Annotated in this window: 9 protein-coding genes; all 9 read right to left on the reverse strand. The window is 60.2% G+C overall.

All coding sequences use genetic code 11. From position 1 onward, the window contains the following. Positions 1 to 28: 28 nt before the first annotated feature. The 9 genes from ACH9L7_RS18615 to ACH9L7_RS18655 are packed head-to-tail and all read right to left on the reverse strand — an operon-like array spanning position 29 to position 11,071. Positions 29 to 2,209, reverse strand: a complete 2,181-nt coding sequence (locus ACH9L7_RS18615) for a phage tail protein (RefSeq protein WP_396613696.1) — start codon at positions 2,207 to 2,209, stop codon at positions 29 to 31. After that, the gene (locus tag ACH9L7_RS18620) at positions 2,206 to 4,155 is read right to left on the reverse strand and encodes a putative baseplate assembly protein (protein ID WP_396613697.1); all 1,950 of its coding nucleotides are present in this window, start codon (positions 4,153 to 4,155) and stop codon (positions 2,206 to 2,208) included. Before ACH9L7_RS18620 ends, ACH9L7_RS18615 begins: the two co-directional genes overlap by 4 nt. A gap of 2 nt (positions 4,156 to 4,157) precedes the next feature. Next, positions 4,158 to 7,355: a putative baseplate assembly protein gene (locus ACH9L7_RS18625; protein WP_396613698.1), complete on the reverse strand. Its 3,198-nt coding sequence runs from the start codon at positions 7,353 to 7,355 to the stop codon at positions 4,158 to 4,160. Then, positions 7,352 to 7,750 (reverse strand): GPW/gp25 family protein, encoded by a 399-nt coding sequence (locus ACH9L7_RS18630; RefSeq protein ID WP_396613699.1) that lies wholly within the window; start codon positions 7,748 to 7,750, stop codon positions 7,352 to 7,354. The genes ACH9L7_RS18625 and ACH9L7_RS18630 overlap by 4 nt, the downstream gene beginning before the upstream one ends. A 6-nt stretch (positions 7,751 to 7,756) precedes the next feature. Then, positions 7,757 to 8,050: a PAAR domain-containing protein gene (locus ACH9L7_RS18635; protein ID WP_396613700.1), complete on the reverse strand. Its 294-nt coding sequence runs from the start codon at positions 8,048 to 8,050 to the stop codon at positions 7,757 to 7,759. Positions 8,051 to 8,088: 38 nt separating this feature from the next. After that, a complete protein-coding gene (locus tag ACH9L7_RS18640; RefSeq protein WP_396613701.1) occupies positions 8,089 to 8,832 on the reverse strand; it encodes a phage baseplate assembly protein V in 744 nt (247 codons plus the stop codon). After that, a complete protein-coding gene (locus ACH9L7_RS18645) occupies positions 8,829 to 9,857 on the reverse strand; it encodes a phage late control D family protein (protein ID WP_396613702.1) in 1,029 nt (342 codons plus the stop codon). Before ACH9L7_RS18645 ends, ACH9L7_RS18640 begins: the two co-directional genes overlap by 4 nt. A gap of 2 nt (positions 9,858 to 9,859) precedes the next feature. Beyond that, entirely contained in the window at positions 9,860 to 10,528 is a 669-nt protein-coding gene (locus ACH9L7_RS18650; RefSeq protein ID WP_396613703.1) for a LysM peptidoglycan-binding domain-containing protein, read from the reverse strand. Further along, positions 10,529 to 11,071: a hypothetical protein gene (locus tag ACH9L7_RS18655; protein WP_396613704.1), complete on the reverse strand. Its 543-nt coding sequence runs from the start codon at positions 11,069 to 11,071 to the stop codon at positions 10,529 to 10,531. Positions 11,072 to 12,845 lie beyond the last annotated feature (1,774 nt).

Here is a 12,845-nt window from a genome sequence, read left to right on the forward strand (position 1 = left end):
GGCCAGTGCTGAAAGATAGTTCGTAGCGCTAGTCCGCAGCTCCGCGCGGTGTGAGGACGGTGTCCTCGCCGAGTCGGGCCTCGCCCATCGTGAATTCTCGTGACGCCAAGTGACTATTGAGCCCGAGGAACGAACTGTCGCCGAGCGTGAACTCGTCTTCCATTTCGACGACAGTCCCGTTGACGTGCGCCGGACTTTCTGCGTCGATGATTTTCTGGAGTGCTTCGACCTGCTCGTCAGAGTCCAACGACCCGCAGAACAGCGCGAACGACCGACTCCCCGAGAGGAACGACCCGTACTGTCGTTCCACCACGTCCGGGTCGACCGTATCGAGGTCGTTCCGTTCCACGAAGAACAACCGATAGTCCGAGAGCCCGCCATCTCGGTCTCCCTTTAGAGTGGTCGGGTCGCCACTCGCAACGGTGTCGTCGCCGGGAGTCCTAGATGCGCCGAACGCGGAGCGATAAGAGGGAGTACTGACCCTCGGATTCGTGTGCCGGAGATACAGCCCAATCAGTTCGAGCAGTCCGGCTTTCGTCCCTCGCTTCTTGTACAACTCTGGGGCGCGAGCGAGCAGTTCGCGCCGGGCGCTCTCGGGCCACTCCTGTGCGAGGTCCGCGGCCAGCCATCCTTCGAGCCACGCGAGGGACTCGCTCGACACACCATATGGGTCGAAGTGCGTGCCGAGAGACTCGATTTCCGACTCGATATCGACGAACGAACTCTCCATCACGGAGAGGTACCGTTCGAGGAACGCCGCCGACTGCTCGTCTTCTTGGTAAATCTCCGGCATGTGGCGGAGGTACGACGTACGCGGGCAGTACGCCCGAACAGAGTCGACAAGCGGCGATGCGTCCGGCGTTCCGAGCAGTTCGATGGCGACGTACAGGTACCGCCCGTTCGCGTCGTTCAGCAGGATGTCCTCCGGGTCGATAACGCCGCTTGTCGTCCACTCCGACGCGGCATGCGACGCCAACGCTGTGCTGCCTTGCTCCTGCCAAGATCGAACGTCTTCACGACTGAACTCCGCATCCGACGACACCAGCGAATCGGGGTCTGCAGTGACAAACTCCCACATCGACTGGATACCCGCTTCGCGTACGGTAGTCTCTGCGTCCTGTGGCATCTCCTCGAAGTGCTCGGCGTCGAAGTCCAAAACGGGCGGGTCATCGGTCGCAGTGTGACGAATCCGAACCTGTGTGCTGGCCGAGGACCGAACGATACCGAGCGTCAGCCGATGCCAGTCGATATCCCTCGCACCCGAGTCGTATCGGAGAATTGCGGTTCCTGCGTGGCGGTTCTGTCGCGGGTGGGTGACGTACTCTTCGAGTGCCCGGAAGCCGTGGCAGTTCCGCTCGTGTCCGGTCACGACGTAAAGGGGCTGTTCGTCCGAGTGACCGGGTTGCGAAACCATCTCGAACGGCCGGGCGTCGAGTTCGATGCGGCGTTCGAACGCGTCCGCGTCAGGGTTGTAGACGAATACCCCGTGTCCATCTCGCTCGCCGAGGGGTCCCGAGACGGCCGGTGTGTCGCCGAGCGCTGTCACACAGGTCGGAGTGAACGCCTCGTCTGCGAATTCGAACGACGCCCGCAAAGCAGGAGACGACTGCTCGGAGGCCGTATTTCCGACCGTTCGAAGGCGTAAGCCGCCCGCATCGCGGTCTAACACGTAGAGCCATTCGTCTCGGGCCGCGAAATCGACCGGATCAGAGAGTTCGTCTTCGAAGACGGCCGTTGCGGTTCCGTCTCGGGCGATGGCGACGAGTCCGTCGGCAGTGAGTGCGTAAATCGTTCCGTCGGCATACGCGAGGGCCTTCGGTTCGTCGAGCGCTGGTCGGAGCGTGCCGACGACTCGATGGAGTCGCGGAGAGAGTGCGGTAATCGTTCCATCGGCGGCGTCACAGACGAACACCCTGTTGGAACTCGCGCAAATCGCACACGGGTCTCGGACAGTTCTGTCGGTGCGCTTGAGGAGTTGTTCGCGTGCGTCTGTGACCGGGTTGTACCGGTAGACACCACCTTCGGTTCGGATAGTGTACAAGACGCCGTCCGGGTCGGCGGCCACGTCGCGGACGCCCGGTGCAACCTCGTACCGGTGGGTCGTTCGTCTCGTCGCAAGACGGATCCCACCGTTTCGAATTTCGACGTTGTCCAGCACGCCGTTCGCCCAGTCCGCATCACTCGTCGTCGTCGTATAGGAGAAGTTCACAGGTATCGTCCTCCGTCGTCTGCCGGAATCGTCAGTTTCATCGAGACGTTCACGACCGAAAACAGTTCCTGGTCGTTGATTGCGACTGCGTCATCGAGGGTCTTTCCGCCATGTGCCGTAATATCGACATCCGAGACGTAGTCGATACCGTCGAGAGACGCAACCTGCTCGGCGATTTCCTCACGCTGAAGCGTTCGGCCGAATGGCCAGCCGTCTCCGTCGAACCCGATGAGTGGGTGGACGTACGAGTCGATTGCTGCTCGAACGTCCGCTTCGTAGCCATCGTCGGTGTACCTCGGACGGGCCTGTCCCGAGACAGTGATATCGAGTCCGACGTACGTCGGGCCGGTGACGGTCACTCTATCACCGAGCACGGCCCGTTCGGTAACGTACTGGCGGACGGCATCGAGAAACCCGTCGCTCGGTGTGGGTGTTGGGACATCCGGCGGCGCGTACGGAATGACGACGACGGTGACTTCGTCGCCGTCGACGAAAACGTTCGTCTGGCCGACTCTGACGCCCGGCGTCCGCGACGCAATCGCCTCGTAGTCGTCGACCGTGACACCGCGATACGGCGTACGGAGGTCCCGACGGACGCGTTCGAGCGCCTCCGTAATCGTCTCTCGGTCACGACCACCCGTGGCGGCGCTCGTGGCCGTGACACCGATAGCACCCAGCGACGTGGATTCAGTAAGCGACTGTGTCGGGTCGGCAAACTGCCAGACGGCGGTCGGTGACACGTTCCCGTCAGCACCACCACCGTAGACGTAATCTGCGGTAATGGTCGCATCAGCGGACGGTATCCGACCGTGTTCGCCGTCCCCAAAGGTCACTCGTCCCGTGTCGCGGTCGAGGAGATAGTGCGGGTCAGTCGGGCCGGACGCATCGAAGTCAGGGACTTCGACGAATCGCTCGCCGTCGACGTACACGTCAGCCGAAAGAATCGGCGTGTGCTGTGTTTTGTAGGTCTGGCCGTCGAGCGCCGTTGGCTCTCCGAGCGACGAAACCTGTTCGAGAACTTCGTCGGTAACTGTGACGCGGTGGCTCGCGGTGACGACGTTCGGTTCGATGTGGTCCAGTTGCGGCGGTATCTCGTATCCCGCCGTCTCGACGCGACACCGGACCCAAACGTACGCAGACGAACCGATATCGCGGGGCGTATCGGTATGCTGTCGGAGGTGACAATCGGTATCGGCAGGAGTTCGGAGTTCGATTGCACCGCCCTCGTAGAGTGCGTTGGTCTCGTCTGCGACAACGTCGAGTTCCATCCAACCGTCGGCGTTCGGCGGTTGGTACTCCCACTGCAGTTCGACCGATGGCTCGAACGACGGCTCCTCGGACGAACCAGCCGTGATTTCTGGAAGGTCGGCGTCGTGATACTCAACGACCAGCGTGAGTGCGTCTGTCTCCGCGAACGGGTTGTCGTCGAACCCGATATAAAAGGCGTTTCCTCGCTCGACGGTGGTTCCAAACGGCCGGTAGAACATGCCGTCGGTCTCGTTTTCTTGGCTGTTGTCGGTCGTTCCAGCCTCGTCGACTGTCACCATCCGTTCGAGGGACACATCGGTGAGGACGACATCGTGAGCCGTCTCGAATCGGAAGGTATCGTCGGTTCCATCGGTGACGAGCAACCGCGTTCCGGCGGGGAGTCGTTCTCCGGACACGTCTGTGGGTGGCGACAACGACAGGCGCGCCGATGCAGGTTCCTGTAGCCGACGGTGGTGACCCATCAACCGGAGGTACTTCTCCCGGTGGTCGTCGGTAATCTGGTCCAGTTGGTACGTGTACGTCTCGGTCATCCACGCGAGGACCTCGAGGATAGTGATTCCCGGGTCGTGTGGGTTGAAATCCGTCCACTCGTCCGAGTAGGCCGGAATCAGTTTTTTCGCCTGTTCGATGTACTCTTCGTAGGACCGGTCGTCGAGGTTCGGAATGTCGATACCCATCGTTAGTACTCCGTCTCCATGGTGATGCTCAGATCGTGTTGGCCACTACAGACGAGGGTGTTCTGGGGAAGAACGTCGTCTACCGTCCGTCCAGTGAGAGCGCGCCGCTCACCGTTTATCTCGACGTAGGTCGTCGCTTCGACCGTCTCTGCGACCTCGTCGAGTCCGTCGAGGCGTCGAACGAGAGCGTCGGAGTCGGGGAGTTCACCGAACGACCACCCCACACCATCTTTCCCAGTCAGCGGGTGGAGGTATTCGTCGAGTTCCCGACGGATGGTTTGTTTCAACAGCGACACGCTCTTGACGTTCGGGGCGCGGACCGTCGCCTGAACGGATATCTCCGCGTACCCCGGTCCGCGAACGACGATATCCATGTCGTCGGATTCGACGACAGTGGCGGGGGCACAGTCGGTCAGCACGTCTCTGACCTGATGTTTCAGTGCCATCGACGGGACGGGTTTGTCGCGTTCGGTCTCGGGGACGATTATCACGACCACCTGCGTCTCGTCTCCGTCAGACGTGGTTTCGCACTTGACGGTCGATAGCTCTCGGAACTCGGAGAGCGCAACCTGTTCGTAATCAGCCGGGGTGACGGCCTTGCCGCGGTGTTTGATTCGATTTGCGGACCGCGACACGAGCGCGTCCAACGACTCGACATCGGCACCACCGTCTCCCGACTCAGGGTTCGAAACGTCGTCGACGAGGGAAATCGAACTCTTCAGGTCAGAGACCGTCCCCGCGTCGACGTTTCCGTCGCTTCCGCCGCCGGTCGTGTACGTCGCTCTGACGTTGTCCTGTCCGTTCGGCGGAATTGCGCCCTTCTCCCCGTTGCCGAACTCGATGGTCCCGAGGGTCTTGTTGGCGACGTAGTGGCGGTCCGTCGGTCCCGAGTCGAGGAAGTCGTCGACGCCCACCCATCGGACCCAGAACTCCGAAAGGTCCCCTCGGTCGTCGAACACTCGCTCGACATCTTCGGGGCGCTCCCCGAGCAACGTCCGTCGCTCACCCGCGGACAACGTTGAACTCTCGTCGACCCACACGTCGACGGATATCATCGGAGCATGGGCACACCGGAACGACTGGTCGTGAGAGCCGTCGGAGGACCCTAGAATCTCGTCTTCGACTGTCCGCTTGTTGTACGCCCACCGCGTGTTCAGATGCAATCCTTCGAGAAGCGGCGGCGTCGTCGTTCGACTCGACTGGTCGGCGACAGTCCGTGCCGTCGCAGGGCCAGCAGATTGACGAGCAGGTTCCGGTCGCTCGAACTCGTCTTGCGTCGTTCGGATTCGAATCCAGTGTCTCGTCCGACCAAAGCGGTCGAACGCGGTGGTTTCCTCCGGGAACGTGAGCGTGACGATGCCGCGTTCGGTGAAGCCGCCAGTTCGGTCTCGAACGTCGAGTTCAGCCCACGTAAACTCCGACGGACTCGTGCAGTACTCCCACTCCATCGCGGGGTCAAACGACTGTGGATACGTCGTGTCGTCGATGGGAGCGAAAAGTGTCAACGGCCCATCGTGTAAGGTGTCGTCGAATCCAAGATACACCGTCTGGCCGTCGTCCGGGAGGTCTTGGAAGGGCGTGTACGCCTCCACGCGTTCAGTCAGGTCGTCGCTGTAAGACGCGTTGTTGTATCGGAACACCGTATCGAAGGCTTGGCCGTGGTGTTCGTAGTGAATCGAGACATCACCGAACACCGGCGGATTCGGCTTGCTCTGAAAGCCGTCGAAGACGTCGTTTTCGGGGACGGAAATCGAAGGCTGTCCGTAGTTCCCGCTGACGAGTCGCGCCCGAACCCAGACGTTTTCGTGGCCGGAGACGGTCGTGGGAGCGATATCGCCGGGAACTTCAAACGTGACAGAACCCGCCTCGTGGAACGTGTTCGTTTCGTCGTCGACGGAGTCGAGTTGTGCCCAACCGTCGCCGTTCCAGTATTCCCACGAGAGGCGAGGGTCGCCGCCGATAACCCCGATATCGGCACCGCGCCCAGTGGCAGAGGTCGCTGAATCGGACTCGTCAGCGGCCGCCGATTCGTCACCTTCCACCTCGCTGTCTCCGTCCGGCGGGTGGAATTCGAGGGTAATCGTCCCGCCAGACTTCGTGAACGCTTCTTCGCACGCGAGGTAAAACGACGTTGGCGGCTGTGGCAGTTGGCCGAGTGGCTTGATGTCTCCGTCGTCACTGGAAAGCGGAACGTCGTTCGACAACAGAAGGTCGGGTTCTAGGCCGTTCACGTCGTCGGTGGACCCGACGTGGACCGCCAAGTCCCGAATCGTCGTAGAAAACACGTCGCGCGTGCCATCGGTGAGGCGACAGCGGAGCCACCGGCTTTCGACTCCGTTAATCGAGTGCTCGACGATAGTACCCGGAACCTCGAACGTTGCCTCGTACGTCCCACCGGGACCCGTCGAATCCGTCGACGCTGACTGGATACCAGCAGGAGCGTCACCGTGAGACGAGTTTCGGCCCCGGAGTTGCTGCTTCACTGCTTCGATACCGCTTTCGGGAGCGGGTCCGTCAGAACCAGTCCGCGGTGGGACGAGCGGGTGCCACCCCTCGTCGCCGGACTGGTCTTCACCGTAGTACTCCCAAACCACCGCATCCGCGAACGTCTCAGAATCAACGTCGAGTCGCGCTGTAATCGACAGTGTAGACCCGGGCTTGAGGTTCAGGGCATCCTCGTTTGCGACGTAGAGATGGTGTTTCTGGAGGTTGTCACCGACGAACAGTTCGACCGATTCGTCCGAATCGAGGACTTCGGAGTGGTCGACGATGGCGTCGGCCGCGGGGTCGACAGCAATCACGTCGGTCAGCGAGGCACCCGTCGCCTCGAAGCCTTTGTCGCGTGGAATCTCGAATAGCTGTGTAGAGTCACCTGCTCTGGTGACCGCTTGCGTTCCGCCGGGGATGACCACGTTTCGGTCGAGATCGTTGGGGACGTGAAACGTGAGCGGAACTCTCGCGGCCTTTGGCGGACGGCGGTCGAAACCGAACGCGTCGAGAAAGGCGATTCGGTGCTTCTGTGGGACGCTGTTGAGGCGGTTTCGAACGTCGGCTTCGAACGTCGAGAAGATTCGAAGAATCGTCTGCCCGGTGTCGGGAGTGTGGGGGTCCCAATCATCGGTGTACACGTCTGCACGCTCGACCAGTTCGGCGAACAGTTCCGCTTCTTCTCGGTCGTCGATTGTCGGCGGCGTCGTCATCCATCACCCTCCGTGATGTGGAAGGGATAGACCATGTTCGCGAGCGCGTTCGTGGTTCGAACCCGATAGTCGATGTTGATGAGTATCTTGTTCGGGTCGGCCTCGTCGGTGTACGCTTCGACATCTTCGATGTCGATTCTGGGTTCCCACCGGACGAGCGCCTCTCGGACGCTCGTCTCGATGACATTCAACGTGGCGGGCGTGGCGGACGAGTACACGTGGTCGTGGATGTCGCACCCGAACTCGGGGCGCATGACGCGTTCGCCTTTGGCCGTCCCGAGGATGATGCGAATGGACTCTCTGATGTCGTCGTCGGTCTCTGAGAGTTCGATGTTGCCACGGTGGTCGGGTCGTACCGGGTACGACCAGCCTTTGCCGAGGAAGTCTTCAGACATGTCCGATTAGCCGATGAGGACGGTCGTATCGCCGCTGAGGATGGTGTTCGGCGGACCGCTCTCGATGACTTTGTCACCCATTCTGACTGCGGGCATGCCGTTTATGAGAACGCTCGTACTGCCTTTGGCGACGACGCCGCCGACGTGGGGAACGGTTCCAGTAACGAGCGGGCAGACGTGCATATCGACGCCAGCACGCCACGCCGGTTTCCCACCGATGAGGACGTTTGGACTCCCTGTACCACCGCTGAGTGGTTTTCCGTGGGCGGTCGAATCGCCGAGTCTTGCTGCTGGTTTCATTGGTTGAGTGGGTCGATGTGGTAGTTGGGTCGACGGTGTTAGTTGAGTTGGATGAGTGCGCCCTTGATTTGGAGCGGCCCCGTGGCATTGACGCTCATGAGACCGCTACTTTTGATATCCAATTTCGCCTTACTGGAGAGCTTCATCTGGCCCTTGCTTGCGACCTTGATTCCCTTGTTCCCGGTTATCTTCACGCTCTTCTTTCCGTTTATCTTTATATTTTGCGCTGACAGTTCAATCTCTTTTTTCGCATCGACCTTCACCGACCCGCTTCCGGAGTCGATTGCGAGGCTGTTGTCGTTTTTCTCGTCACGAACGACAATCGTCTCGGAGTCTCCCGAATCGTCGATTACGATTTCGTTGCCGGCACTCGTCTGAATCGTGATGCTCCCTTTGTCGGAATCGTCGAACGCGATTTTGTGGTCGCTACGCGAGCGGACTTCACGGGTATTGTTCTTCCCGTCGCTGTTTTTTTGGGGTGGTTTCTGCTTTCCGTTCCAGAGTGACCCGATTACGAACGGCCTGTGGATGTCGCCGTTTTCGAACGCGACGAGAACCTCGTCTTCGACCTCCGGAAGGAAGTACGTCCCGTACTCGTTGCCCGCCATCTCCGTCGCGACGCGCGCCCAGTAACTCTCGTCGTCCGCATCCCGCCACGGGAACTGCAACTTGACTCGGCCGAGGTCCTTCGGGTCCTGATTGTCTGTGACGATGCCGACAGCGACGCCGCGGATACCGCCGTCACCCGACTGCTCGGACCCGAACAGGTCAGGGTGAGTCATCCGGCCACCTCCGTCGCCTCGAAGGTCGTCCGATAGCCACTCGTTCCCATCCGATGGGTCGCGTTCGTGACGTGGTACGTACCCGAGAATCGCTTTCCGAGTTCTTCGAGTTGTATCGTAACCCCTGCACGGAGTGCGGGGATGCCGTCGGCCTCGCCGTGAGCCCGAACGATTCCGTCTGAGTACTGCGCGAGTTTCGTCTTGGCTATGTGTTCGGCTTCGTCGCGTGACATGGCTGGAATTCTGAATACTTCTTTGTGTTTTGCGGTTCGACTGCCCGCAGTCGCCGTGATTTCCTCTTTTTTGTGGATGTCCCACGACCGGACCTCCACCTGGTGTGTCTTCCGCTGCTCGGTGATTTCACCGAAGAAGTCGTGGAGTCCTTCGCCGTACCACAACTCCGCGACTGGCTTTTTATCGTTCGGCTGTGACGACCGCGGAATGAATTTCACCGTGTCGCGTTCCGCGTAGAACTCGAACCCGTACGCCGACGCGAGTTGACTGACAAATTTGTAGTCGCTGCGGTCGTCCTGAATGAGTTTGTCGCGCTTGATGTTCGCGCTCTTGACTTTGGTCGTCGAAAACGAGTACGACGACAGGACATCCTTGACGGCGTCGCCAATCGTGGTTTTCTCCCACGAATCCGAGTTCGTGCCTTGCATCATCTCCCACAGAAGCCCGTATCCAGAGACCTGAACTGACGGGCCTCTGTCGGTCGTGAACTCCGTGTTGATGGAGTGAATCTTTCCGGTCAAGAGGTCCGTTAGCTGACCGTCGTCACCGTACCCCATCGCAATCTCGACATCGGTACCGATGCTGAACAGGTCCCAGTCGAGTCCGGCGAACTGGTCCCGCTCCTCGTCGAACGGGTAGTTCAGCGTGAACGAAAACCGGTCAGCACCGTCGAAGGTGGTTTCGACGACGAGGTCCGCGATACGTCCGCCCGGTTCTTGGAACTTCTTGCTCCCGACTTGTACCTTGAACCGTGGCGAATAGGCCGGGTGGTTGTTGATAGGCGGGGCCATGATTACAGCGGCGGGAGTTCGAGTTTCTGCCCTGCACGGATATCGCGGGGATTATCGAGGTTGTTGTGTTCGGCGATTGTTCGCCAATGCGCCGGGTCGCTGTACTCCTCGGAGGCGATAAGCCAGAGTGTGTCGCCTTCGTTTACCGTCCACACTTTCGTCTTGTCGGTCGACTCAGGGGAGACCTCGGATTTGTGGTAATCCGCCGTTTTGAACTCTTGGAAGACGATAGACACGCGAGCACGGACCGGCACACCACTGGGGAGAAACTTCGTAAATTGCTTGTTCGCGCTGTGGACGAGCGCGGTGAAGTCGATACCTTTCCCCCAAACGAAACGACAGACCGGCGGTGCGTGGAGTTCGCCGTCCACAGAGAGCAAGAGGTCGATGTACTTCGTGTACTGTTCTCGAACGTCGACTTGGTCGACGGAGCTGGCGCTTTCGACTTCGTCGGTCGTATCGAAGAACAGTTCCATCGACAGTCGTTCGGCGTTCCCGTCGACGAACTGCTGGACAGATGCACCCGAACCGGTCGCCTTTAGCTCCCCGTAGTTGACGCTCTTTTCGAGCGTGTAGGAGTTCGGGTTGAACTTGCAATCGATAGTCGTATTCTCGTGGTTCCCATTCAGGATGATAATCTGTGCTTTCTCGAGTTTTCCTGAGGCGCTCATTTAGAATCCTCTCCGTTGTCGTTCCATCCGGTGTTTGCGTTCGAGTTTGCGGTACAGCACGTCGACCAGCCGGTCAACGTCGGCATTGAGTTGCATCGACTGTTCACCTAACTGGATGTCCAGGTCGTCGATTCGGCTCTGGCCACGTTGCGACTGTTCGCTTTCTGCGGCGTGTTCGCGGTTCCCGGTGAGCGAGGGACCGGAGGTGATATCGGAACTCCGCTGACGACTGGTTTCGAACGGCGAACCGCGGATGGAATCGGTGGTTCGAGACGCGGCGGTCTGTTGCTGGGCACCGGCTTGGTCCGGACCAGGACCGCGGGACCCTTGATTCGGACCCGACCCACTGGTGACTCCGCCACGACGGGTCGAGAGATGCGCCGTGTGGGAGGGCTGGTGACGCCCCACCCCTGACTGGTGGTTCGCTAACGCACCAGTCTGGGCAGAACCTCGGGGACCAGTTGCTGCGTTGTCGTCGGTTGCGGGTGGACGTTCCTGTCGATACACGAGTGACGGCTCAGTCTGTGGCTCCAGCATATTCATCCGCTTGACCCCACCGGATTCCTCGCTCTGTCCGTTCCCAGTGTTGTCATATTTAATGTTATTATTCTTATATTTGATTCTTTCGACAAATGGTGTGTGACGCGCCGAGTGTTCCTCCCCGTCGGCCGGCGAATCGAATCGCCCAGAATCAGAGCCGTTGGCACTGACGGATGGGTTCACACCCGAATTCGTCACTGAATTGCTCTCAGGAGTACCCGCCGTACTGGTCGTGTCCTCGACGGTGGCTCGGGTTTTGCTGTCCCGTGCGAACACCCGCTCGAGAGAAGAAGTACCCACGGATGTCTGGATTCCCCTAACTCCGCTCTCAGTCTCGACTGTCCGGAAAGCATTCTGCCGGGTACCGCTCTCGACCGAACGGAATGCATCCGGTTGAGTACTGCTCTCGGCAGAACGGAACACATCCGGCTGAGTACTGCTCTCGACCGAACGGAACGCATCCGGTTTGGCACTACTCTCGACCGAATGGGATGCACTCGACCTGGATACCGACTCACCGATGGCCGACCGTTGGGTGTCGAATCCGGTATCATCCCGTACCTGAACAGCCGACTTTGCGGCCGCAGTCCGGGGAACGTTCCCGAAAGAAGGTTCGCCCGCAGAGCGTCCGTCCGAGGAGGGACGCTGTGTGGACCGGAATCTCGAAGCCGAGGTTCGGGGCGACGACACAGTCGTCGGGAACGACACCCTCTCTGTAGCCCGTGGAGTTTCACTCGGCGTTGGCGTCTCCGCACCACTCGCAAAGCGAGTTACACTCACAGGTTTGGGGGCGTCCAGTCTTCCAGTTCGGGATGCACTCTTGCTGTCAGTCGCGGTCGATTCCGGTTCTAAGATTTCCCGGCCGCGAACAACCCGACGTGAGCCCGTACTGGCTTCACGGGATACGTCAACGACGTTGCCACCGTGCTTCCCTCGTGCATCTCCCGGACTCGAACGTGCTCCGGGGGTCGGTGAACGCAGCGTAGAATCGCGCGCGATGCTCCCCTGAAGTGGTCCACGACTCTGGGCACGTGCTTGCTCCGGTGAGGTGGGTTGGGACGTTTGTCCTCCCGCTGTCACACTGGACGGCGTCGTGTCTGTCCACGACCCGATAACCGGAACACTGGCCGTGACAGATTTCTGGCGCTGTATGACTGCACTCCCGAGGGTGGCGTGGTTGAAACCACTGCTCGAACGGCGGCTTCCGTTCACAACTGATGACTGCCCAGCGGTACCACCACTCTCAATCTGGGCCGGGTTCATTACCTCCACCGACTGCGAGGTGTCGAATTGAGTCGTCGAACCAACATGCTGTGTATTCGGGTCCCCGACTGCGGGGAGACTTGTGTTCGCACTTGGTGACAGCCCCGTTCTCTCAGCGCTCTCCCGGTGACCCGATTGGAGCGCCGTCTCTCGTCCGGGAGTCTCGCTGACTCGTGGGAGCCTCTCGCTCCTATCGGAGCCAAGGGAATCAGAGAAGTACTCGTTTCGGTTAGTCGACTGCTCAACGGAGTGTGCATCTGGACTCGAATTAGCGTTGGCAGGTGCGTTTACAGGATTTTCAGCCACCTTGCGAACTACCCGCGATGGCGCAGCAACCTTCGAGTCCGCTGTCACTGGGTCCGTTCTCGTCGAATCGGCTCGAAGACGGGTGGCTGACTGCCGCTGCGACCGGACCGATGCTGTCGCGATGTCGGGTCGAACATCCGGCTGCGACATCTCAGTCCCAACCTCCGACGACGGCGTTTCGGGGTCACCGACCGAACCGGTCGGTCGG

It is taken from the genome of Haloferax sp. S1W (assembly GCF_044593955.1).
GTDB lineage: Archaea > Halobacteriota > Halobacteria > Halobacteriales > Haloferacaceae > Haloferax.